The sequence below is a fragment of the Enterococcus malodoratus ATCC 43197 genome (assembly GCF_000407185.1).
In the GTDB taxonomy this organism is placed as follows: domain Bacteria; phylum Bacillota; class Bacilli; order Lactobacillales; family Enterococcaceae; genus Enterococcus_A; species Enterococcus_A malodoratus.
This window is the reverse complement of sequence record NZ_KE136482.1, coordinates 1,164,229-1,188,036: the sequence shown is the minus strand read 5'-3', so window position 1 is coordinate 1,188,036 and position 23,808 is coordinate 1,164,229. Positions and strand designations below refer to the sequence as shown.

The following is a 23,808-nucleotide window of genomic DNA, read 5'->3' as shown; positions in this document are numbered from 1 at the left end:
TTTTTTGAATCTCTTTTGACATGTGCCACCTGCTTTCTTAGCGTAACGCCAGATTTCTTAGTGCTGCCAAAACTTCGTCGACCTCAGCCTTGGTAGTAAAACTTGAAAAAGAGATGCGGACCGTTCCGCGATCAGCCGTTCCTAACGCATTGTGCATCAACGGAGCGCAATGATATCCGGGGCGAGTAGCAATACTAAACTCCTCCCACAAAAGATCACTGACGATCGCCGATTCGGCATCTTTGATATTGATAGAAAAAACATCTACCCGTGCACCAGTAAAATCCCCATAAATCGTCAAGCCGGCTATTTCCTCTAATCCTTGATAAAAATACTCACCCAGCTCCGGCCTTGCTTCTTTTGCTTGCAGCCACTGAATACTAGCAGTTAATCCAGCCAATCCAGGGATGTTCAATGTGCCTGCTTCTAATAAAGTCGGTAATTCCTTAGGCTGCACTTTTGAGAAAGACTGCATGCCGTCTCCGCCAGTCAAAACAGGTTCTATGGGCAGATTTTTTCGCAGACAAACACCGCCCGTCCCTTGCGGACCATAGAGAGATTTGTGACCGGTAAAACACACCGCTGAAATTTTCCCATCACTAAGATCGATTGGAACAACCCCGGCTGTTTGTGAGGCATCAATGATTAGATACAACTGATGCTTCTCGCAAAAATCTTTGACCCATTCAAGATCTAATAGATTGCCCGTAACATTGCTGGCATGATTGCAGATTACAGCCTTCGTTTCCGGGCGGAGATATTCCACAAACTCCCCATAATTCAAACGACCAGTCACAGCCTCGCTGGATATCACGTCAAAACTAGCACCCTGCTTCTCCAGCTGATACAACGGGCGTAAAACTGAGTTATGCTCCCAATCAGTGGTAATCACATGATCCCCTGCTTGAATCAAGCCTTTTAACACTTCATTCAATGCAACGGTAGCATTATTGGTAAAAGCCGCTTCATAACGTTGATCTGCTTGAAATAATTTTTTTACCTGTTCACGAGCCTCTTCAGCGACGCGAAAACCGGCTAAAGAATACCCATGCGCCCCCCGAGAAGGATTGCCGTACTCGCCTTGTAAAATTTTCGTCATCGCCTCTGCCACATCCGCAGGTTTTTGAGCCGTCGTGGCAGCATTATCCATATAAATCCCCATTTAATTTCCCTCCTTTCCTAATTCTATTATTGATTTAATTGGATCGATTCCCTAAAACACGATAGTTTTCTACTCGTTTTGTGATTTCTTGCTTATCCATATATTCCAAAATCAACATCGATGCTTTTCTACTAGAGTTGGTCAAATCACGAAAATCGCCTAAAGTCATCTGCTCATGTTCTGCGATATAGTCCTGAATCATTTTTACCGCTTGATCGAATACTTTGCCTAATAAAACATACTCGTGGGTCAAGAAGACAACCGTATCACCATCCAAAGCTTCTAACACTTCCTCGGCATTTTTATCCAGATCGAATAATTCTTCTTTTTTAACCGGGGTGAAGCTGTTTTTAGCTAAAACCTTTTCGATTTTTTCTTTCGCTTCCTGCTGGTATTTATTAAAGGTAACCTCGAAATCTACTAAAGCGATTTTGTCATTCGCTTCTTTGACTAAGTCCTCTTTCATCAACCCGATCAAAGCTGAAATTTCTTTTTCGGCAAGAACACTGCGCATCCGCGAACGGAATTCTTCCAAAGGCATTCCATAACGTAAACGATATTGCTTATGATAAGCAGCCAAAATTTCTGTTGAACGATCCGCTAATTTCTTGTAGCTTGCTTGTGCCAAATACCCTACTTTGGTTTCGATCACGCGACCTTCAGTAACCATCTCGGCTACAATCGGCTGCAATTCCTCTTTAGCTGTCCCCAAATATTCAAGTAATTCTTTTTCCTTCGTGAAAGGCTGTTTCTTATTGATCATGAAATCAATAATTAATTCATCCAAGCTGCCTTCTTCTTTCGCTTTTAGACTCTCAAGAATCTCAACTTTAAAGCGACGATGTTTGTGCGGTGCGGCATCTAATACCTCACCCCCAGCAATTGTGCGCATCGGTGAATACGATCGTAAGATGAATCGGTCGCGTTCCTTAACTGCGACTTGCTCTTCTAGACGCAGCTGCAAGAACCCCTCTTCACCTGGTCCAATCCAATCGACTCCTAACGGGACCGTTCGCGCCATCACTTCGCGCGTGCCAACTAATAAGCGGACACGATCCCATAAACCTATTCCGCCCTCTACTTCAGACAGGCAGGTGACTTTCACATCCAACATCCAAGTATCTTCCAGTTTTTCCGACACCGATAAAACATCGCCCCGTTGAACTTCATCAGTAGCAATATTTGCCAAATTCAAGGCCGTTCGTTGTCCCGATTGAGCACTTTTTACATCCGTCTCGTGAACTTGAATATTCCGTACCCGCGTTTTTTTCTGACTTGGATAAAGATATAGATCATCGCCTGCATTGATTGAGCCATCCAATAGCGTTCCTGTAACGACCGTACCAAAACCTTTGACGCTAAAAACGCGATCAACATTCAGGCGGGCCGAGCCGCTCCCAGAACGTTCCTTTACTTCCTCTGAATGCTCTTGAATTTTCTCCAGCAACTCCTTGATTCCGGTTCCAGTTACCGCATCTGTCTCAATCAAATCCGCCTCAGCCAACGGTGTATCCGCCAACTGCTCACGAATATCCTCAACAACCAATTCTTTCAAATCAGGATCGACCGTATCGACTTTAGTCAAAACGATCAAGAAATCGCGAATCCCCAGCAAAGTTAAAATATCTATATGTTCCTTCGTTTGCGGCATGATTCCTTCCGCCGCATCAATCACTAACAAAACCAGATTAATTCCTGGCAATCCTGCCACCATATTTTTGATAAATTTTTCGTGACCCGGTACATCAACAATCCCGACACGTTTATTGTTAGGCAGATCTAAATACGCGAAACCTAAATTGATTGACATCCCGCGCTTCTTTTCTTCGCTGGTCGTATCTGTCTCGATTCCGGTCAAGGCCTTGATCAAAGTTGTTTTTCCATGATCAATATGCCCGGCCGTTCCAATCACAATATTTGCCATTTATTTATCCTTTCTGAATCAACGTATATTCTGTCTTCAAGCCCTCTTGGATCGCATGATAAAATCCCTCTGAAGCAATCTCTCCCTCAGCGAGCAATGAGGATAAAGAGTCCTCCTCATTCAGCGGATATTTCAAAGAAAAGCCGCAACTAGCATGAATCTTTTCCGGTGTGGGAATGATTCGAACGGCAAGTTGGGCTTCCTTCGCAATTTTCTCAGCTTTCATGGCCTCCCGGGTTGAATAAAACAATGCAACTCCGTATGTCTGCATAAAAACTGCTCCTTTTTCATGATGAAGTATTAATTTCTCTTGGGAAAAATTAACCTTATTTTCAAGCCATCTAAAATTTAGTTTGCTCATAAATAATGAGCGGTTTTTCTATCTATCAGCCTGCTGCAGCGCGAAAAAGAACGTTTTATGGTTTAACAATTTTTGGCGCTTGGCGCATCATCTCTACGATGCGATACATATTAGTGACTTCACCAACCGCAGCGGTCAGCTCATAAAAGTTCAAACAAGCACCGCACGCGTAAATTTCCACCCCTTGCTCTGACAATCCTTTCAAGTCTTCCAAAGAGTCAGAATCGGCTACAACTGAATGCACACCGCCATTATAGAAAATAACCTTTTCCGGCAATACGTCTTGTTCTGTTAACGAATAAATAAAGCCTTTCAAAAGGTTTTTCCCTAATTCATCGGAACCGCGTCCCATAACATTGGTGTCCACTACTACGATATAATCGTCCACCGTAGCTGCGGGTTCAGATACTTGCAGCGTTTCGTCAGTCAGATCCGCATTCCCTTTTGAAATAACCACGATATAATGATTTGGCGCATCCTGATCCATTTGGTAAATATAGCCAAGCTGTTCCGCCATTTTCCTTAAATTTTGCGTAGCAATTTCATTATCCACTAACGTTTGCACCACTTCATGTTCCCGCAGTGCTTTTTTCGTTTCAATTACTGGTAACGGACAAGCCTTACCTAAAGCATCAATTTTAAACATATTATCCACCTTTCTAGTAAACAATTAGTTCTTTTTCTTGTTTTTCAACAACCTTACCAAAATCTTGCGCCGGAATATCAGCCGCTTGTAATTCTTGGAGTAAGGCCTCCACTTCCTCCGCCGGCACACTTACTAAAAGACCGCCTGAAGTTTGCGGATCAAACAATAATTCTTCAATACCAAAATCATCAATCTGAAAATCCATTTTATCTTCCATATAATTCCGATTCCGTTGCCCACCCGCAGTTAAGATAAACTCTTTCGCGCCTTGATAAGCTTCCGGGAAATAAGGAAGATTCTTTGATTGAATTTCTGCACTGAAACGACCATTCGTCATCTCATGTAAATGTCCAGCCAAACCAAAACCAGTCACATCCGTGCAGCTGTTAATCGAATATTTGCGAATGATATCCATCGCATACTTGTTTAATGTTTCCATGCTCGTGGTTGCTTTCACAAATGCCTCTTCACTGATTTCTTCTGCACTGTAGCCCACGGTAATGATGCTCACACCCAATGGTTTGGTTAAAATCAGATGGTCTCCCAACTGACAAGTATTATTTTGATAAATCTTATTTGGATCAATCGTACCAGTAACGGATAATCCGTACTTCACCGACTGATCATGAATTGAGTGTCCACCTGCCAAAATTGCACCGGCTTCCTGTACCTTTTCAGCGCCACCGCGTAAAATTTCCTTTAAAATATTTAAATCCTTTTCTTCTGGAAAAGCGACAATATTAAGTGCTGACAACACTTCGCCGCCCATCGCATACACATCGCTTAGAGCATTTGCGGCTGCAATTTTTCCAAAAAGATAGGGATCAGTTACCATTGTTGGGAAAAAATCTAGTGTTTGAATAATCGCTAAATCATCTCTTAATTTAATAACAGCAGCATCATCGGTCGAATCAAATCCCACCAACAAATTCTTATTCGTTGATTTTGGCAAATCTGCCAATAAATCGCCAAGATTTCCTGGCCCAATTTTTGCATTACATCCGCCGCAGACGATCAATTGTTGGACTGTCTCCATACGTTCCACCATCCTTCACGGTTTCTATTATAACAGTTTACTTTTTGTTTCTCCACGTATATTTCTACTCAATTTATAACGATTCTACTGCTTCATAAAACCGTTTTAAATACCTCTGTTCGGTTCAAGACCGATCTATCATAAAAAGCATCTCCTAAATGTTAGGAAATGCTTTTTGACTACTACATATTAAGTGAAACTTTTAACACGGTCCTTGGTTGTTGGCATTTTTGAAAAACTTAACTTACCTGCCACTTTTACTTTGATATTTACCGCTTGTTTTGGCAAATACGCCAATGGAATAACTTCCACAAAAACTGTTTTCAACGTTTCTTGTGCTGCACCAGAATGAATCGCTTCTTGTCTAGCAGAATCAATAGCAATCGCTACTACCTCTTCTTGTGTCTGTTTCTCCAATGAATACACAGAGTTCACCTCACCGGAAACTTCCCCAAGAGCTGCACCAATAGCGTTGGCAGCATCATAATTGTCTGGAATGATCACCTCAGATACTCCATCCATCGTTTGAGGCAGTATAATACTTCCTCCTCCAACTAAAATAACCGGTATTTCTTGGCTGTCCGTTTTCATTTGGTCAATCGCATCTTCGATCATTTCTTTAATTGTTTGCTTGGCATCGCAAACGATCGTTTCATCTAAACTCTGCGAAACCGCTCCGTTTACTGGGTGACTGTTCTGATTAGCAATCGCAATATCCGTCGTACACAAGACCTCTCCACCGAAAGATAGGCTTTCTTCCAGTATGCGATAGCCTAAACTATCTGGCCCGACTTTCAGCCCACCCTCTGTATGAATAATGGTTCCCCCACCTAAACCGATGGAAAGAACATCTGGCATTCGAAAATTTGTTCTAATTCCGCCAATGGTCGTCGCCAATGAGGATTCGCGTGGAAATCCTTTTTTCAATACACCGATGTCTGTTGTCGTGCCACCAACATCGACTACTAGAGCATCATCTAGAGAACTCAAATGTGCAGCGCCACGAATAGAGTTTGTTGGGCCGCATCCGATCGTGAGCACTGGATAATTTAAGGCCTTTTCCAAGTCCATCAATGTCCCATCATTTTGACAGATGAACACATCTACTTCGAGTTTATTATTTTTCAAAGCCTGTTTTAACCCGTTGATCATCTTGGAAATCGTTTGTGTAAGAGCTGCGTTTAAAATACTCGCATTTTCTCTTTCTAACAGTCCAACTGATCCAATTTCACTTGATAAAGTTACCGGAACAGACAGTTCTTCTTCCACGATTGCTGCAACTTGATTTTCCTGCACATTGCTCACTGGAGAGAAAACTCCTACAACGGCTACGGCTTCAACTCTTCCTCGCATCTGCCGGCAAATTTCGCGAATTTCATTTTCATCAACTTCAGCAATCTGTTTCCCATTATATTCATAACCGCCAGAAGCGATAAATATTTGTGTGTTCATTTGAGTCGAAAGTTCCTCAGGCCATCCCACCATCGGAGCAACCGCAGTTGTTGCCGGTTTTGCTAAACGAATGATCCCAATTTTACTTAATTCTTTTCGCTGGACAATCGCATTTGTGCAATGAGTGGTTCCTAACATCACAACATCAATTTTTTCTGTTGAAATTTTGGTTTCTTTCAAAATCTTTTTTATCGCTACATTAATTCCTTGACTAACATCCTCCATCGTAGGACTTTTGGTTTTTCCTATACAATTTAAATTCTCATCTAGAATCGCACAATCTGTGTTTGTGCCACCAACATCTATGCCTAATCGATACATATACTTTTTTCTCCCATCAATTCTTCCACAGGTTTGAACTCTATGTCGTAACCAAAGTATTTCGGACCTGCAACATCAATTCCTTTTTCAGTTCGCCATTTAGGATCACTAGGTAACGCAATAACATGAATCCGCGAACCATAGCGTAATGTCTCTGTAGTAATGGGCCGCCCTGTTTCATAATCCAATGCACAAATCAAATCTGGTGTCGAAGCAAGAACGGCACCATCCTTCTTGGCAAGTAGCAACTCATTTTGAAAAAGCAGCTCTAATGTTTCATTTTTGTTTCCGCTTATTCCGGCAAGCGTAGCTCTTCCCTTGGTAAATCCGCCCTCTACATTTCGTTCAATATGATTGATTTTTCCCTCAAATAATGAAAAACCATTCAAAATTGTTAACAGTCGATTTACAGGAGACGTGGTTTCGCTGAAACTTGTTAATTCTTCACCAATTTTTTTTGCCAATGTTAACGTTCCACCGATTCCACATTCTTTAACGATTTTCCCGGGGAAAACATTATCTACCATATTGGCACTGCCGCCCATAACGTCTGTGATCGAGCGTGCGATTTTTTCCGACCACTCTCCGTCCTTCGGATAGTAAACAATGCGATTGCCTTGACTGTCCGCCATCGCGACAATTTCCGGCTGATAGCCTTTCAAAAAGAACGTCACCATTTGTGACTCTGGAAAGGCGCGCCCCATTGCATCAGCATCAACGATCGGCAGGCCCATTTTGGCCGCACAGGCAATCGGCAACAACGAATTTCCACCACCAATTTCAATCGGCATAATCGCTTGTGTCCGTTCAGGGAAAAACTCTTTTAATACCTCTGCAGGAGCATATATTTCTTCCTCTGATGCAATTTTTTCATTGGATACAGAAGGCGCACCTATTGAGCCAACAGGCATGACTAAATCATCATCATTCAGCTCGTCTAATTGTAAAACCTTGACCGGTCCATATTTTTGAATCGCCTGTAACGCCATTAATTTGCCAACAAAGGGATCGCCCCCTCCACCGGTTCCCAACAAGGTAGCCCCAATTGAAATATTCTCTAAATCTTCTACTGTTATCCATTTCATGAACTATTTCCGTCCTTTATTCAGTTTTGTCAAAACAAAATAGCTAATTCCAGCTACTAAAATGCCATCCAGTGCAGAGACGTTCGTCAAAGTAAACAGACCAAAACCTGCAGGAGGCTGACTTGTCATAAACGCAATGGTACTGCCAATCACCCAAGAGATAATTGATATTGGATAATAATCTTGTAATTTTTCCTCATAAGAGAATTCATACTTTTCCTTATAAAAGAAATAGTCAATCATGTAGATTCCAGCAATCGGAGAAACTAAAACTGTAACAATCGACAAGAAATTTTCAAACATGCCATAAATCCCAAACATCGCCATCAAAATGCCTAAGGAACCACAAGTAACAGTAATGATTTTAGGGTTCACTCGTTTGAATACGATCGAAAAATCCAAAGATGCAGAATAAAGATTGTTTGTGTTAGTTGTCCATTGTGCCAAGGTCAAAACCAAAATAGACGGAATTCCCAGTCCTAAAGTAAAGAATACAGCTGTAAGATCAGAAGTATTCATTACTTTCACTAAGATCAATGAAATAATGATCATGAAACTATTCCCAATCGTGAAACCAACAAAGCCCGCAATCATCGCTTGTTTTGGATTTTGTGCCCAACGAGCAACATCCGGAGCCATCACCACGCCTACCATATACACCCCAATTACAAGAGAGACCGCCAGACCAAAGGAAGTAGTAGACCCCTGCGGTGGAATAGCCAAGCCTGCTGCACCGTTTTTATTTATCGACATGATTGTCGCAATAATGATCAGCGCCGCTAACAACGGAACTGAATAAGTACAAAGCTTTTCAATCGCTTGATAACCCCAAAATGCCGAAAGCATCATTAAACTGCCGCCAATCAAAGATAATAGCCAAGAGGGGACTGCCGTATTCGTCAATTGACTAATCGCAGAGCCGATGTTTTCCGCAAAGAAACCGATCTGGACACCAAACCAACCCAATGAAGAAATCCCCATAATCGCGCCCATCAATGAAGCCCCTTTTTTCCCGAAAGAAATTCTGGATATCATTCCTGTAGATAAGCCCGCTTTGGCACCGATATAGGTCGTTCCGACTGCCAAAACTCCTAGAATAATCGATCCTATCGCCACTGCGGATATCGCTGTCCAAAAGGCCATTCCTTGTGACAACGCCACCCCCATAAACATCCCAGATAAATCAATCCCAATCGCGATCCAAACCATGCTGATAGACAACCAGCGTTTTCGATCTTTCTCAGGTACCCGCTCTCTTTCATAATTTCCCGAATTTGTTTCTGCTACTTCCTCCATATATCCCCCTCATTTCTGAATATTCTGATAAATAAATATTTTATCATTATAACCAAATGAGAAAACCATGGCTATGTTATTAAGACAAAAGAAAAGAAGCTGTTTTGTCACTATTGACAAAACTAGCCTCCTATAGCCGTTTTTGGGGATATTTTCGAAAATAAATCAAGTTTTTAATCAGCAGATAGCGTGAAGCTGTATGAGAGAAAGACACTTTTAATCGCTCTTGTGCACGTTTTAAACGATATTTGATCGTATTATTATGCAAAAAAAGTACATTGGACGTCTCGTTTATATTCTCGTCGCAGTCTAAAAAATATACTGCCAGTGTCTCAATCAATTCTTCTTCCAGATAACGTTCTAAGTAAATCAGCTCTGTATCTAATGTCACATCTTGCAGTAAATATAGATCTTCTGGATAAAAGCAGTGCTTTTTGGGAAAGACCCTTTTACTGTCATCAATTTGCTTTTTTATGACCGTCATCTGAGTTGAAATAGAAATAAGACCTGTAAATTCTCCACTGATAAAGAAAAAGTCAGAATTCAACTCATTTGTAGAAAAAATGTTCTGGAGTGATTGCTCCTCAACATTTCCAACTATCCATTCTAAATCCTGCTCCTTATAATAAATTCCATTTAACTGAGAAATCCGTCCACTCCTTTTTACCTTTTCCCTTTGCATGCAATACAGTTTCAAAGGTTTACTTATGTCGATGCCTTCCTTCTGAGCCAATAAAGCGGCCGTATGATAATCACCTGTTTGGCATGCTGAAAAAAATTGTTGCCCTGTATTCAGCAGCTGCTCTTCTCCAAAGTATTTAATCGTTTTTTCAATAATCGTCTTTATTCCTGCATGCTGCTTTTCCGCTAAAGGCTCCTTTTTGAAAATGGCTAAATAATAGTGTGTTTCTAATGCGGCAAGTGCTAACCTAGTATTGGTTTGAAAATAGTAGATCTGATTTAGTTCTATCGGTGAATTTTTCGTCGCATCGCTCTCACTCTTGTCAGCAATAATCTCCCTTAAACTTTGATCTAAGCTTCTAGGCCATGCCTTCGATAATAAGACCTCATTCTCACGGCTTTTAATGAATAGACTACATTTAAATTTGTCTGACAGAATGCTCAAGGCGGTCTCAATTTGATTAGGAGCCGGCAATTGCCGAATCGTCTCAAGTAAAATATCCTGCTGAGGATCGAGCTCATTTTCTTCCCCATTGATATAGGATAAAGCCTCAGAAATAACCTCGCTATATCTTAAATCAATTCGATTAACCGGCATCAAGATCAAAATCATTTTCAGCTCATTCATCTTAGTCAATAATTCATCGGAAACCTTCGGCATGATGAGTCCGACATAATATAGAATAATGCCTAATTGGTTATGCTGGTGCAAAATAGAAACAATCTCAAGTTGCTTCTCTACATTTTCTGCAATCTGAGCAAAGGATGTAAGTACCAGTTCATTCCCGGAATACTCACCCTTAATAGGCATTTGACTATATAAGCTGGGTTCAGATACTTCTAGAACAGAGATCGTGGTGACTAAACGATGTTTTTGCGGCTCGCCAGCAATTATTTGGGCCCCTTTCATTGACGGCAATCTCAATATATCTTGAACATTCAAATGTATTCCTCCATTCTTGAAAACGTTTGGCTTATTCTATCAAAAAATGAATAAAATTTCATTGAAATCTAAATGTTTTGTTAAAATAAATCCATTCGAAAAATACATAACTCAAACCGTTTCAAGTTGTTGAGCGATGAAAATAACTACTTTGAAAAAATTATCTTGGATGAATCATGACAACTGTGAGAATCGTTTTTCTCGCTGAAATTTCTACTGAACCACTGGCTCGGCCTATGTTTATCAAAACATACAAAAAAACTATCAACTCAATTGAGTTGATAGTTTTCAAATTATTTTTTTTACGCTTTTGCTGCTGACGGCTTCATACTCTTACGAATATAAGTGATACCAGTGTAAATAATTACTAAAATGATGATATAAGTTAGAATTTCTAAATCTAAGCCAGTTACGAATTTCGCAGCAATAATTACCCCGATAATCCCACCGACAGTGATCGCTAAACTAACTTTACGCGCGTAATCACCTGTCTTAACAAAGTTCAAACTTGCGATTGGCATCAAACCTGCACATGAACCCATCATTACTGGGAAAGCAACTAGCGGGCTCAAACCTAACATATAAACCATTGCCATACATGGCGCATACAAACCAACACCGATCGTCATCAATGCTCCTAAGAAGAAGTTAATCACAACACCAATGATCAATTTAATTCCTGTCAATGCAGTCGCTGTATTATCTGCACCTAAGATATCGATCCAACCTTGTTGACGTGCGAACATCAATATAGCCGTAACAATCAATGCCCAGCCCATCCAAAGTTGAACTTTCTTTTCCGGCAAACCAGTTACAAATCTTGAACCAATAAACGCGCCGATCGTTGCAGAACCAACTAAAGCAAATAGGGTTACTGGCGATACATCAACTACCTGAGTGAAGATAAATGCTTCAACCAATACCGGAATCCCATGACCCACATTTAAAGTTCCAGGTAACAAACGGTCAGAACTTAATTGTTTTGTAAAGTCCAAAAGCAACGTTGTTGGTGCAAAACTTCCGATCCCTAACGTATCTAAAAAATCTGTAATGAAACCAATGATTCCTGAAACAAACCAATTTCCATGTCCCAAGTCATCTTTATTTTTGACCAAATCGCGTCCCATATTTGCCGTGTGTAATAAGATCAAACCAATATAAATCGCTAATAGTACTGTTACCATATTACCCCTCCTTCATCTTTATCCCAGAAGGAAACCATCCTTCAAGGAGTCTTTCGGATCAACCAAGAATGAGTTGTATCCAGTGACATACGCCGAACCTGTTACGCGAGGAATAATTGCTTTATATCCCCCAACTTCCGCTTCTTCAACAATTTCACCTTTAAACTTCGTGCATAAGATACTTTCATACACGAACGTGTCGCCAACTTTCATTTCGCCTTTGCCGTATAATGTCGCAAGTTTTGCACTTGTACCTGTGCCGCAAGGAGAACGGTCAACTTGTCCATCACCAAAGACCACAACATTTTGATATGTCGCATCTGGACTTGTTGCTGGACCATAAAATTCGACCAAATCGACAGTTTTGATGTGATCCAATGTCGGATGTTGAATTTCGATTTGTTCATTCACTGCATCGCGAATAATCATACCTAAGTCGTTAAATTTTGACGCATTTTCTGGTTTAATTTCTAAACCAACTGATTTTGCCGGCAAGATAGCAAAGAAACTGCCGCCAAAAGAGATGTCCATTGCGATCTCACCAAGTTCAGGAACGTTTACTTTCACGTTCTCTTTATAAAGGAATGATTCCACATTCTCAAATGACACTGACTCTGCTGAGTAGTCTTCATCTAAATGTACTGTACCGTGTACGATTCCCGCTGGTGTATCCTGAACAACTTTTACTTCACGGCCGCCTTCTTTAACATCAACCCAGCCTTGTTCCACTGCTGAAGTCATTGCTGCAATCGTGTTGTGACCACACATATTCAAGTAGCCGCCTGAATCCATAAAGATAATTCCGTAATCCGCTTCTTTATGGACAGGTTCAGTAATAAAGGCACCAAACATATCACGATGCCCACGTGGTTCCAGCATCAACATTCTCCGCAGGTCGTCTGCTTCTGTTTCCAAATAAGCTCTTTTATCTGCCATTGTTTCGCCAGGGAATTTAGGAATTCCACCAATAATTAAACGAGCAGCTTCACCTGCTGTGTGAGTGTCGATTGCTGAGATCATTTTTGATACTTTCATGATTATCCTCCTTGTTTCCTACTTAATTAAAAATAGTACTTTGGTGATTCATATTCATAAAAAATTACTTTAACGTAGTTGTTGATTATCTTTTCGCATTTTTAATTTGATTGACGCAAGCGCTTTTACTGCATCCCGTTGATTGATCGTATTTTCACCAACCACTTCCGTCTCGATACCGGCGGCCGATTTATTAAAGTCTAAAACGTGCTTCGTAAAGTCATTTTCCACGACAAATTTAGCTTGTGTACCAATGAACTTGAGACCGATCACGCTAATATTTCGACGGCCTATTTCCTCTAAGGTGTTCGCAAAGTCTACATCTGAATTTCCCCAGCCATCGGTTGCAGCAATCACACCGTTCGTGCGCATTCCTTCCAACCATGCAGCAGTACGCTGTCCGACTAGATATTTCATTGCGTTGCTCTGCGGGGTCCCAACTACTACGACTCCTTGAAAGTCGATATCAGGGTCCTTGCCTAAAAGGTCAACGAGCGGATCTTGAAAATGATGCAGTGATGTTTCTTTTGTTGATGGGCCAATTCCCATAACGCCACCACCTATCCGTTATTCAGTTAAACCATGGAACGAATCGCTCCATCGCGATACTCATTTGCTGATAAAAAGACAGGCATATTGTTCATGTCGATAATGGAACAGCCGCCCTTAAAACCACTCGGTTCATTTGGATAAAGCAGCATATCATACATTGCTCCCTGACCAGCCACTTGCTTAACCAAAGCAACTTTGGGTTTTCCTGGATTGCTACTCTCTTCATAGACATGAGACTCGCAAGCATCTTTTCCTTCCAGCATCTTCATTCTTTCGCGAATTTCTTGAACAAAATCATCCACGATTGCAAACATTTTGAGACAAAGCTCACGATTAAAAGGGGTCCCCTTTTTCGCTAAAAGATCCACTAAAATAATGTAATCCTCGGCTTTAGGCGTCCCTGCTTGATTCAATACTAAATGATCACGCAAAACACCCTCAGAAGAACCAAATTCATGCATTTGTTCTCCTTCTTCGATGGCTCCGGTCATAACGATCGAAACCCCTGTAAGTGTATGCGTGATCCCTGTACCCAACACACCCAACACCTTCGTAGAGATCGGAATGATATCCATGATGGTGTTGGTTTCAACATTATGTTGCTGTGGTGGGAGTAATCGAATCGTCAGCTTCTGAATAACGGCGTCCTTGCAATCAAAGTCTTGCTTGATTTTTAAACGAGTTGGTTCGACATGGAAGTCGCTACCTATGGTGACTTCTTCCATATGAAAAACTTTGATCTTTAAAGTTTCGCCTCGCATTATTCACACCTACTTTCAATGTAAACGGTGATTAAGATAAGTAGCGTCTTCAGAAATAAGCCGAAAATTCATAAAAAATTTGAAAATAATTTTAGGAATCTCCGTCTTATTTCTCGACGCTAAGCACTTATTAAATCAGCCTCTTGATCTAGACGTGGGCAATGTATTCATAAGGTAAAGGAACAATTTTCCCTGGCGTTTCGATTGATACTAGTGCTTCCAAAGTATCTTTCATGATACCTGTCTGCATTTCAATGTTGTTTGGTTCACCAGCATTGGCACCCATTGGTACGCGCGGTGCAACAGCACGTGGAGTACCGTTTTGGCGTACAACTGGTGGTAATGCTGCGATTAAAATAGTAGGAATCCCTGCTTCCTCAATAGCTCTCTGCACGATCACGGCAGTTCTATGACAGGTTCCTCAGCCAGCGGTTAAGATAACTGCGTCGACTTCTTCTTCTACTAATTTTTGTGCGATTTCAGGACCAGTCACATCGTGGAATGCATCTTGGTCTCCACCACCACCCATAAATGCGTAGTGTACAGGGGCAGATTCTTTGATGAATCCTTCCGCTGCTAATTCGTGTAGGCGATCTAATGGGAACATCGCGTTAATGTCGCGGTTCGCATCGGCATTATCGTATCCTCCATGAGAAACCATCAATTCATCTACTGATGCAGTATCTGGTACTTCACGGTAAGTAGTATCACCCGCTAGGTTAAACCGTTTATCTGTTTTCAAATGTACGCCGGCTGCAGTTGCTAATGCCACGCGCATTTCTTTAAGCTCTTTTTTAACAGGGGTAAAGACAGATTTTGGCGTAATCGGCACAAAAATTTCTGACTGTAACCCTTCAAAGACTGTTAAGCCCATGTGTTAATTCTCCTCTCTTGCTTCTTCACGTTTTTTTCTGGCCTCGGCCCGACGACGTTCATGCTCATAAATAGCAGTTTTATAATGTTCATCCGGCTCTTCTGCCAAAACTTCTGGATAAGTCATTAAAAACCCAACTTCTTGACCGATTTCTAGATTGTACTCAGAAATGATCATTCGACGAGGTATTTTAAGCTGACCCAATCGACCTTTTAAGTCAATCGTCACGCTGGCATCATGAAGTTCAACGATGATCCCTTCAAACATCTGTTCCGTCGAAATATATTTGAGTTTGTTCATTCCATCCATTACTTCACCTTTATTCTACTTCGTAAATTTCTTGGCGTTTTTTACTCTTAGGTAAGACTTGTTCGTTATCTACTAGGTCAATCTTCTTGCCTGTAGTTTTTTCAATGATTTCAATGTTGTTTGCTTTAACATTTGGATTCCATTTACGTTCGGCCGCTTTGATTGTACCGCCGCCCATCAATGTCTTCAGCATTGCTAAATCACGAATTGCGTCTTCTTTACATAGTGTGTTATTAGACAAGATCTCGTTTTCGATCCCTTGCATTGATTTGTTGTTGTCTACCATTGCAACCATTTCTGTGTTACCGACAACTAACGCACCTTGTACTGCTGAGTAAGAATCCCCGACAACTTTAATGCCGCGTTTGCCGATTTCTTCAATATGTGAAGCAAAGTCGATATGGTTGTTACCAAATCCTTCAGTCGTAACAATCGCGCCATCAACATCCATCGCTTCGATTGTCATACCTAAACGTTTAGAAACATAGTATTTTTCAGTATTCGCTTGTGGAGAACCAACAAACATAACACCGACTAAATCGATTTCTTCGTCTTCCATTGCTTCGCGCACTAATGGTTCTCTCCAGTAGTGACGAGAAGTTTCTTTTGATGCTGGTCCAATACATGTCAATGCATGAATCCCACCATCTAATACTTCAGTCGGAGCTAAAATAATTGGTAAGTTTCCTAAGTCAACGTTAGGTTTTGCTCCCAATGTTCCAACTGGTTCGATTGGCATAATCAAGTTATCGTGCATTGCACCTTGACCCATGATCTCTTTAACGACGATCACACGTTTGTTACCAATACGACGTTTTTGTACGATTTCATCTTGTTCTACAACTAAAGATTCATCCGCTTTTTTCACTGCTTCGCGAATTTCTTGAGTAATGTAGTCAGATGCTTTATGAGCGGCTAATGGTCCAGGACGTTCCATATTCGCGCCTTCTTTGATCGTTACTTGTGTTTTGATGAAGATTTCGCCTTTATCTGGTGCACCAGGACGTCCCCACATGATGTTGCGGTCTAATTCGCCTTCAGACGAACCGAATTCACCGATTTGAACACCATTTGCGTCTGTACCTGTAAGAACCATTACAACGCCATCTAGCACACGAGTAACACCATGGCCGATATCCGCGCCATCAACTTTAGCAGCGATTGGTTGTACGTCCATGATCGTTTCACTATATTCGTTGTATTTATCTGGTGTAATGATTTCAAAAGTAACACTTTCAACTAGTTCTTCTAGTTCCGCTGCTTCTGCACACATATCTTCCATTTTGCGTAGAACTAAAGTTGTTCCATCGATTTTCGTTTCATCACCAAAGATGACTTTTTCGATCTTCATGTGGTCACGACGAACCGAACGAACTACTTTTTCTTCGACTTTAGCTTCTGGAGCCGCAACTTCACCCGCTGGTGCTGCTGGGGCTTGTGCCGCTTCAACTGGAGCCATTGGTGCTGCTGGAGCTACGCCCATTTGGCCTGCGATAGACATTGGTACTTCTAAATCAATGCCGCGTCCTTCAGCAATATGGATTTTAATTGTTTGTCCGCCGACTGGCGCAACTGGTGCTACCGGAGCAATAGGAGCAACTGGAGTCGGAGCTGCTTCTTCAACAGGAGCTTCCTCTTCCGCTACTTCTTCAGTGTCTTCAGAAACACCATCTAATAATACTCTTGTTAATGGAACCAACGCATCCGTTGTTTCTTTCAATGTCGTACCAAGTACTTGTTCGATTGTTAGAGTGTTTTCAGGCAATTCTAATAGGCCTGAATCCTCTAAATCGGGGAAGATCGCTGGATCTTCTAAATCATCTGGTGCAATTACTTTGCCTGCTTCTGCACGGCAACATAGTACTGCAGGGTCTTTGGCATGTTCTTTAGCAGTTTCTGCTGTAATAGACATTCGTTAAATCCTCCTAAAATTTTAAATTAGTTTGTAGGTAATTTACGATATAGTCTGTGACCATCTGCCCGCAGTACATGATCTGTATGATGATAAACCGGAACTCCTAACCTAGGAGCTACACCCATTACGGTGTTCGTTCAATCGGAACAAGATCCAGTCATCACTACTTCTGCTCCTTGTTTCTTCAAGGACATAACAGTTGCAGCTTGACCTGGACAAATACCTGGCAGGGCACATCTATATCTTCCATTTACTTCTACCATTCGCTTGCATCTTTCAGCAGCGACAACTTCTGCGCCCATGTTGTTGGCAATCTCGGTCATACGTTCAGCAGAACCACCACATTCGCAAATTAAAAGACCGACTTTCCGACTTTCTTGCGGGAATGGCATTGCGACTAACACACCGCCACTAGTTTTAGTGATTGGTGTCATTTCATCGCCGCTTCTTCCTGTCATTGGCCCACCAACTACGATTTCACCATGAGGTTCAACGTATCCGCCAACATTGTTAATCAATGTTTTAACTGGTGTACCGATTGGCACATCAACAAATACAGTTTCTTTTTGTTTTACGCGACCCGATACGGTCACATCTTTGTCAATGAACGGTTTGCGATCTTCAATTGCTTCCGCGATACGTTTGATCGTTTCCACATTATCAATCACTGCACCAACCTCTGTTGGTAATTGACCCGGTTCTAAAACAATGTCCATTACTTCACGAACGATCATTCGCTCATCCCCAGCTGGATAGATATCCGGCAGTTGATAAACATCGAGTGTTGGTTCGTTGTCCACTGCTTTTAATAAACGTGTAACTAACATACGGTGTTTGCCTTTTACAGCGATCACACCTTTTGGAGCATTAGTCATCTCCATACAATATTTCATCCCGCGGATCAATTGATCGATGTGCTCACTCATTTGTTTCACGTTATGAGCTAGCAACGCTTCACACTCTGCACCGTTTGCGATAAATGTTCCTTCTGGAATATCACAAGCAAGTTTCAAGAATGTTGGGAAACCTGCTCCCCCAGCACCGACAATCCCGGCAGCTTCGACAGCTTTTGCATTCGATTCTGTCTCAGGGATAGGCAGATACTTAGAGAAATCTTGTTCATCATCAATCGTCAGAACAATATTGTCACCATCCACATCTACTACTTTTCCAGAAAAACTTGCATGGATATTTGCACCTAAGCCATTTGGTTCAGCAATCAGTTGTCCTCGTTGGACTTGATCACCTGCCTTCACGATTCCTTTACAAGGAGCGCCGACATGTTGTTTTAATGGTATAAGAATTTGTGTCAAATTATTTCACCTCCTCGCTTCTTCGTTTGTTCGAACTTGAGCAAATCAGCCACCCGTAGTTCAAGTAAATAATAGCATAATCACACCTCATGTAAAAGGTCGTTTCTCGATAATTTTGATATTTTCTGACAAAAAAATATAGAATAACCATATTTTTTTGAATTCTCTAATTAAATTTTCATCAAAAGCTACAATTATCCAAAAAACGTTTGCAAATGCCTTTTTTACAATATTTATACCCTTTGTATACAATCGACAATGCGATCTTTTTCTACAAATCACTGAGAACATACTGCGTTATTTCACAAATTATCTTAGAGATAATTTCCGTTATTTAATTGATAGGCGTTATCAATTAAACCCCACGACTATAAATGCATTTTATCAATTTGCAGCTCACTATTAATTTAGATTTATATGTATACCAGTTCACATTAAATAGTTAAACGAGCAGATAGAAATCAGATAGTGATAACGTTGTCTCTATTTTCTGATTTAAACTATTCGTTCATACACAAACAGGCTTATAATTATTTCTACAAAAAAAGCTCTCACCTCATTGAGGTGAGAGCTTTGATAAACAAGTTACTCAGCTGTTTCCAATTTGTCCAAAGTTTTACTACCAATCCATAACACTAATCCTAGGACAATAACGATTGCCCCAAGAACACCGTAGCCCATTTGGAAGTCGCCCGGTACATCTGTTTCTAATCTCGCATAAATGATCGGATAGAGCAATTGTGAGAAAAATACTGCAATCGTCCAGAAACCTAACAGCATTCCCATGAATTTGGCTGGTGCCAATTTTGAAATGAAGGAGTTCCCTAATGGAGAAAAGACCATTTCGCCGACTGACATCAATAAGCTGACAAGGACTAACCACAAGATACTTGCATGCCCTTTACCAACCACATCACCTAATACCATTGCAAGGTAAGAAACACCTACTAACATCATACCTAATGCTGTTTTCTTGAACATACTCATGTCACCCTTAGGACGAGCAGCTAATTTTGTCCATAAGCGTCCTAAAATTGGACCTAAGATGATACAAGTTAAGGCATTCATTGAGTCAAAATAAGAAGTTGGCACTTTGAAACTGCCCACTACCCAGTTCGCGCGCTCTAAGAATCCAGCACCATCGCCATAACCAAAATAGTAGTACGCTGGCATATATGCCATATACCACACCATCCAGAAGATTACAGAGAACATCGTTACTAAGAAAATTGCAATCATCCGTTTTTTATCGCCCGAAGTTAATTTCGTATCCGCGCCTTCTGCTTTTTTACCAGCAGATTCGAATTTACGTTGGTCAACTTTAAATGGTTTCTTCCCTGCATCTCCTAAAGAGCGTCCATTCGCAACAAACCAAATAGCATCGAAAATTAATAATAGACCACAAATCAAAAATACAAAGTTAAAGCCAAATTTAGGAATTAACAATACCAAGAACGTTGTTCCGATGAATGATCCGATATTTACGAATGAATACTGAATGGAAAAGGCTTCGTTTAAAGCTTTCTCATCATCAAAAAGTAGCCCATTGACCCCTGATAGATTTCCTTTAAATAATCCTGTTCCAAGAGCCACTAAAACAGTCATCAAAATTACCATGCTCATGGAATTTGCCCAAAAGGCTAAGGAATAGCCGGCACCCATCATTAACATTCCCACCGGTACACAAATCCGAGGACTTATCCAATAATCGGCGATAATTCCACCGATTGTCGGCGTGATGTATGTTGCTGCTACGAAATAGGCAGAAATCATTGCCCCTTGTGCTGTTGTCATTCCCAGTCCGCCAGTTGAAGCCGTTGTCCGTGTAGCGATCCAGATCGCCAACATGTATTTCGCTGTGTAAAAGGCCATACGTTCGAAGGTGAAGCCCATTGCGCAGACATAAAACCCAAAAGGTTTTTTAGTTTTTACTGGAGTTGTTTCCACTATCATTCCTTCTCTCTTTAAAAAATATTAATCGTTTGCTGCTAACCATTCTTCCAATAGTTTCATGTATTTTTCACGTTCTTCAACAAATGGCATATGTCTGCTGTAGGCAAACAATTCCCATTTCGCTCCCGGAATCGCGTCATACATGGTTTTCGCTACTAAAGGCGTACACAAATCATTTGTGCCGCTTGTAACAAGTGTTGGGATAGTGACATCAGCCAATTTATCTGTGTAGTCATACCCGTGTAAAGTACCTTCAGGTGAATACTCATTTGGTCCCCAAGCCGTTACGTAGCTTTCTGTTCCTGCAACTTTTTTACGGCGCAAAGGTTCAGGATCATCTTCGGTAAATACAGGTGCTGCATGGCGTACCATAAAGCGATCATTTGCTGCAAGATAAGCGGGATCATCATAAATGCCGGTTTTTTCGGCTTTTGCGATGGCTGCTTGATCTTCTTCCGACATGAATTTGATCATACGGTGTTGCTCCTGTGCCCACAATTTTGCAGAAGGTAACGTACTTGAAAGTACCATACTCTTAACGCCTTTCGGTGCATAGTCACAAACATAAATAATCTCTAGCATGCCGCCCCAAGATTGTCCTAATAGATGAACTTCGTCCAAACCTAGATGCTCTCTTAAAGCAATCAGTTCATTGACCCATGTTTCAGCCGTCCAAAGATCCGGCTGTGAAGGTACCGCGGATTTTCCACAACCCAGTTGATCATACATGATGATCTGGCGGCCATCGACCGCCATTTCATCTAGTACCTCAAAATAGTTATGAGTTGATCCAGGTCCGCCGTGCATGACAATCAATGGCTTTTTATTACCTGCTTGTTCACCAACAATCCGATAATAAGTTTGATGCCCTAGATAAGGCATATATCCTTCTTCGATTTTCATACGTTGCGCGGCCTCCTAACCGATTACTTCTAAGTCTTTAGGGTAATGATTCAAGTTTTCGCAACCGTCTTCTGTTACGATCACCAAGTCTTCAATCCGTACACCAACTTCTCCTGGAATATAAATTCCTGGTTCGATTGAAAATACGTTGTCAACTTCTGCAACATTGTCGTTTGCGCCGGAAACATCTCCGGTTTCATGACAATCAATTCCGATGAAGTGTCCAAGACGATGAGTGAAATATTCGCCATAGCCCTTCTCAGTGATATAATCACGAGCTGCTGCATCGATATCAGACAATTTCACGCCCGGTTTCACAGTATCAATCGCGCGTTGGTTGGCTTCCTTTACGATTTCATAAACTTCACGGCCCTTGTCAGACACTTCTTTATAGAAGAACGTCCGAGTCATGTCTGATGCATATGAGTTCTTAATCCCGCCGATATCCAAGATGACAGAATCGCCCGGTTTTACTTTTGAATCATCTGTTTCGTGATGAGGATCTGCCGCATTTGCTCCATAACCTACGATTGGATCAAATGAGAACCCCGTGTTGCCTAGGTCTTTATAGATCTCACCTAATTTGTCTGCCATTTCAGCTTCAGTTAATTCTTGCGGTAATAATTTCTTCAAACGATCGATAGCAATCTCATTATCCGCTTGTGCATCACGCATCAATTGCTTTTCTTCTTCGTCTTTAATAGCACGTACAGCATCGGTAACTTCTGAACCGTTACCTAGTTTTGCATTTGGAGCAAGTTCCAGCAGGTGCAATAAGAAATGAGCTGGCCAATTCTTATCAATACCAATTTTTTGGTCAGTATCAACATACTCAAGTACCTTCTTCACAGCGTCGTCGGTATCATCAATAAATACTTTTTCCACGCCCAAATCTTCTTCTATTGGGAATAATTTGTTAACGATCAATGTGTTTTTGTTATCCGGAGTAATCACTAATACTAACAACCGTTCACCAGGATGAATCCAGCGACCAGTTAGATAGAAAATAGTTGTTGGATCTGAAACTAACAGTTGGCCATAACCTTGTTCCTTCATTTTTTCAATTACTCTTTCAACGCGACGTTCTTTCAAAATGTTTCACTCCTTTTGATTGATATTATTTGCCTGTTGGCATTATTAAAAACAGCTCTGCTTTCACGTAGCTGTTAGTAATCTTTTTCCGCGGAGACAAACTGCTATGCAACAGTTTGAAATTAGCAATAAAAATTGTGCAACTATTCACCTATCACTAGTTTTAAAATAACCATAAAACCATTTGAATTTCAAGCCTTTCACAGAAAAAAATCAAATTTAATTATTCGTATCCGCTTCCACTAGTTTACTATATCTTTCGGCTTATTTAAATAATTCTTTAATTTTTTTTTCCAAATCGGCGCTTATTTGGAATAATTCTCAAAAAAAACGGCGCTTATTCTATTATATCTCGCGTAATTTAGCTTCCTTATTTTTTTCTCATGAATTTATTTTTCTATTAAAATAATGAGATTTTCAATAACACCTTTGAAAGCGACCATTGATTTTTTAATTGCTTCCATAAAAATAAAAAACAGCTCTGTTATACAACAAGGCTGTTTATCGTTTTATTCATGAGAGTGAATTTTTATTCTTTTTCATTTTATGGTAGGAATAGAAAAATTTGGGTGATAGCTCGTACCCTACCGTAATCCCAACTGCAATCGCAATCGCAATTTTCAAAACTTGAACACCAAGGTGAGCTGCTTTCAAAGAGTCACCAATAAAAAAATTATAGGTAAAGTTGTAAATTCCCATTCCCGGAACCAAACAGAAAATACCGCAAATTAAGAAAATCGTCACCGGCGCCTTCAAAGCAAACGATGCTTCTCGTGAAAGATAAATCAGGACCAACGAAGCAATAAAAGTTGCCGCTACCGGTGCTACCCAAAATTGCATGATTAATAAATAGATGAACCAGCCGCAGGCACCGATCATTCCGCAATGGACATAATATCGACGCGGAACTTCAAACAGCACTGCAAAAGAGATCGTTCCTAAAAAACCGGCCAAAATCTGAAACAAAATATTGATCATTGACTTCACACCTTTCACAACTTGATAGAATT

22 protein-coding genes are annotated in these 23,808 nt (G+C 40.9%); all 22 read right to left on the bottom strand.

Annotated features, from left to right (window positions below):
• Positions 1–37: 37 nt before the first annotated feature.
• Positions 38–1,162 carry an aminotransferase class V-fold PLP-dependent enzyme gene (locus I585_RS15455; protein WP_010741602.1) on the bottom strand — a complete coding sequence of 375 codons (1,125 nt, stop codon included), beginning with the start codon at positions 1,160–1,162 and terminating at the stop codon, positions 38–40.
• A 34-nt stretch (positions 1,163–1,196) separates the two neighbouring features.
• A complete protein-coding gene (gene selB, locus I585_RS15450; protein WP_010741601.1) occupies positions 1,197–3,086 on the bottom strand; it encodes a selenocysteine-specific translation elongation factor in 1,890 nt (629 codons plus the stop codon).
• A 4-nt stretch (positions 3,087–3,090) separates the two neighbouring features.
• Complete coding sequence (locus I585_RS15445; protein ID WP_010741600.1) at positions 3,091–3,357, bottom strand: putative Se/S carrier protein; 267 nt, start codon at positions 3,355–3,357, stop codon at positions 3,091–3,093.
• A 145-nt stretch (positions 3,358–3,502) separates the two neighbouring features.
• Positions 3,503–4,093 (bottom strand): sulfurtransferase-like selenium metabolism protein YedF, encoded by a 591-nt coding sequence (gene yedF, locus I585_RS15440; RefSeq protein ID WP_010741599.1) that lies wholly within the window; start codon positions 4,091–4,093, stop codon positions 3,503–3,505.
• A 13-nt stretch (positions 4,094–4,106) separates the two neighbouring features.
• The gene (selD, locus tag I585_RS15435) at positions 4,107–5,129 is read right to left on the bottom strand and encodes a selenide, water dikinase SelD (protein WP_010741598.1); all 1,023 of its coding nucleotides are present in this window, start codon (positions 5,127–5,129) and stop codon (positions 4,107–4,109) included.
• 189 nt (positions 5,130–5,318) lie between these two features.
• A complete protein-coding gene (locus I585_RS15430; RefSeq protein ID WP_010741597.1) occupies positions 5,319–6,902 on the bottom strand; it encodes a hydantoinase/oxoprolinase N-terminal domain-containing protein in 1,584 nt (527 codons plus the stop codon).
• Complete coding sequence (locus tag I585_RS15425; RefSeq protein WP_010741596.1) at positions 6,890–7,987, bottom strand: DUF917 domain-containing protein; 1,098 nt, start codon at positions 7,985–7,987, stop codon at positions 6,890–6,892. The genes I585_RS15430 and I585_RS15425 overlap by 13 nt, the downstream gene beginning before the upstream one ends.
• Before the next feature lie 3 nt (positions 7,988–7,990).
• Positions 7,991–9,283 (bottom strand): cytosine permease, encoded by a 1,293-nt coding sequence (locus I585_RS15420; RefSeq protein ID WP_010741595.1) that lies wholly within the window; start codon positions 9,281–9,283, stop codon positions 7,991–7,993.
• 130 nt (positions 9,284–9,413) lie between these two features.
• Positions 9,414–10,907 carry a PucR family transcriptional regulator gene (locus I585_RS15415; RefSeq protein WP_010741594.1) on the bottom strand — a complete coding sequence of 498 codons (1,494 nt, stop codon included), beginning with the start codon at positions 10,905–10,907 and terminating at the stop codon, positions 9,414–9,416.
• A 302-nt stretch (positions 10,908–11,209) separates the two neighbouring features.
• Positions 11,210–12,091: a sulfite exporter TauE/SafE family protein gene (locus I585_RS15410; protein WP_010741593.1), complete on the bottom strand. Its 882-nt coding sequence runs from the start codon at positions 12,089–12,091 to the stop codon at positions 11,210–11,212.
• Positions 12,092–12,109: 18 nt separating this feature from the next.
• A complete protein-coding gene (locus tag I585_RS15405) occupies positions 12,110–13,126 on the bottom strand; it encodes a proline racemase family protein (RefSeq protein WP_010741592.1) in 1,017 nt (338 codons plus the stop codon).
• 69 nt (positions 13,127–13,195) lie between these two features.
• Complete coding sequence (locus tag I585_RS15400; protein ID WP_010741591.1) at positions 13,196–13,675, bottom strand: glycine/sarcosine/betaine reductase component B subunit; 480 nt, start codon at positions 13,673–13,675, stop codon at positions 13,196–13,198.
• 26 nt (positions 13,676–13,701) lie between these two features.
• Positions 13,702–14,439: a proline reductase cluster protein PrdD gene (prdD, locus tag I585_RS15395; RefSeq protein ID WP_010741590.1), complete on the bottom strand. Its 738-nt coding sequence runs from the start codon at positions 14,437–14,439 to the stop codon at positions 13,702–13,704.
• A gap of 148 nt (positions 14,440–14,587) precedes the next feature.
• Complete coding sequence (locus I585_RS24005; RefSeq protein WP_208855729.1) at positions 14,588–14,833, bottom strand: hypothetical protein; 246 nt, start codon at positions 14,831–14,833, stop codon at positions 14,588–14,590.
• Between the two features lie 27 nt (positions 14,834–14,860).
• On the bottom strand, positions 14,861–15,313 hold the full coding sequence (locus I585_RS24000; RefSeq protein WP_010741588.1) for a glycine/sarcosine/betaine reductase selenoprotein B family protein: 453 nt from the start codon (positions 15,311–15,313) through the stop codon (positions 14,861–14,863).
• 3 nt (positions 15,314–15,316) lie between these two features.
• A complete protein-coding gene (locus tag I585_RS15380) occupies positions 15,317–15,622 on the bottom strand; it encodes a CBO2463/CBO2479 domain-containing protein (RefSeq protein ID WP_010741587.1) in 306 nt (101 codons plus the stop codon).
• A gap of 10 nt (positions 15,623–15,632) precedes the next feature.
• The gene (prdA, locus tag I585_RS15375) at positions 15,633–17,534 is read right to left on the bottom strand and encodes a D-proline reductase (dithiol) proprotein PrdA (RefSeq protein WP_010741586.1); all 1,902 of its coding nucleotides are present in this window, start codon (positions 17,532–17,534) and stop codon (positions 15,633–15,635) included.
• Positions 17,535–17,560: 26 nt separating this feature from the next.
• On the bottom strand, positions 17,561–18,850 hold the full coding sequence (gene prdC / locus I585_RS15370; RefSeq protein ID WP_172463192.1) for a proline reductase-associated electron transfer protein PrdC: 1,290 nt from the start codon (positions 18,848–18,850) through the stop codon (positions 17,561–17,563).
• A 585-nt stretch (positions 18,851–19,435) separates the two neighbouring features.
• Positions 19,436–20,797, bottom strand: a complete 1,362-nt coding sequence (locus I585_RS15365; protein WP_010741584.1) for a peptide MFS transporter — start codon at positions 20,795–20,797, stop codon at positions 19,436–19,438.
• A 27-nt stretch (positions 20,798–20,824) separates the two neighbouring features.
• On the bottom strand, positions 20,825–21,706 hold the full coding sequence (gene pepI / locus I585_RS15360; protein WP_010741583.1) for a proline iminopeptidase: 882 nt from the start codon (positions 21,704–21,706) through the stop codon (positions 20,825–20,827).
• A gap of 15 nt (positions 21,707–21,721) precedes the next feature.
• Positions 21,722–22,798 carry a M24 family metallopeptidase gene (locus I585_RS15355; protein ID WP_010741582.1) on the bottom strand — a complete coding sequence of 359 codons (1,077 nt, stop codon included), beginning with the start codon at positions 22,796–22,798 and terminating at the stop codon, positions 21,722–21,724.
• A 513-nt stretch (positions 22,799–23,311) separates the two neighbouring features.
• Positions 23,312–23,776, bottom strand: a complete 465-nt coding sequence (locus I585_RS15350) for a threonine/serine exporter family protein (protein ID WP_010741581.1) — start codon at positions 23,774–23,776, stop codon at positions 23,312–23,314.
• Positions 23,777–23,808: the final 32 nt, after the last annotated feature.

Coding starts and splice junctions, on each gene's coding strand:
- I585_RS15455 (WP_010741602.1), bottom strand. CDS start 1,162: ATGGGGATTTATATGGATAATGCTGCCACGACGGCTCAAAAACCTGCG.
- selB (WP_010741601.1), bottom strand. CDS start 3,086: ATGGCAAATATTGTGATTGGAACGGCCGGGCATATTGATCATGGAAAA.
- I585_RS15445 (WP_010741600.1), bottom strand. CDS start 3,357: ATGCAGACATACGGAGTTGCATTGTTTTATTCAACCCGGGAGGCCATG.
- yedF (WP_010741599.1), bottom strand. CDS start 4,093: ATGTTTAAAATTGATGCTTTAGGTAAGGCTTGTCCGTTACCAGTAATT.
- selD (WP_010741598.1), bottom strand. CDS start 5,129: ATGGAGACAGTCCAACAATTGATCGTCTGCGGCGGATGTAATGCAAAA.
- I585_RS15430 (WP_010741597.1), bottom strand. CDS start 6,902: ATGTATCGATTAGGCATAGATGTTGGTGGCACAAACACAGATTGTGCG.
- I585_RS15425 (WP_010741596.1), bottom strand. CDS start 7,987: ATGAAATGGATAACAGTAGAAGATTTAGAGAATATTTCAATTGGGGCT.
- I585_RS15420 (WP_010741595.1), bottom strand. CDS start 9,283: ATGGAGGAAGTAGCAGAAACAAATTCGGGAAATTATGAAAGAGAGCGG.
- I585_RS15410 (WP_010741593.1), bottom strand. CDS start 12,091: ATGGTAACAGTACTATTAGCGATTTATATTGGTTTGATCTTATTACAC.
- I585_RS15405 (WP_010741592.1), bottom strand. CDS start 13,126: ATGAAAGTATCAAAAATGATCTCAGCAATCGACACTCACACAGCAGGT.
- I585_RS15400 (WP_010741591.1), bottom strand. CDS start 13,675: ATGGGAATTGGCCCATCAACAAAAGAAACATCACTGCATCATTTTCAA.
- prdD (WP_010741590.1), bottom strand. CDS start 14,439: ATGCGAGGCGAAACTTTAAAGATCAAAGTTTTTCATATGGAAGAAGTC.
- I585_RS24000 (WP_010741588.1), bottom strand. CDS start 15,313: ATGGGCTTAACAGTCTTTGAAGGGTTACAGTCAGAAATTTTTGTGCCG.
- I585_RS15380 (WP_010741587.1), bottom strand. CDS start 15,622: ATGGATGGAATGAACAAACTCAAATATATTTCGACGGAACAGATGTTT.
- prdA (WP_010741586.1), bottom strand. CDS start 17,534: ATGTCTATTACAGCAGAAACTGCTAAAGAACATGCCAAAGACCCTGCA.
- pepI (WP_010741583.1), bottom strand. CDS start 21,706: ATGAAAATCGAAGAAGGATATATGCCTTATCTAGGGCATCAAACTTAT.
- I585_RS15350 (WP_010741581.1), bottom strand. CDS start 23,776: ATGATCAATATTTTGTTTCAGATTTTGGCCGGTTTTTTAGGAACGATC.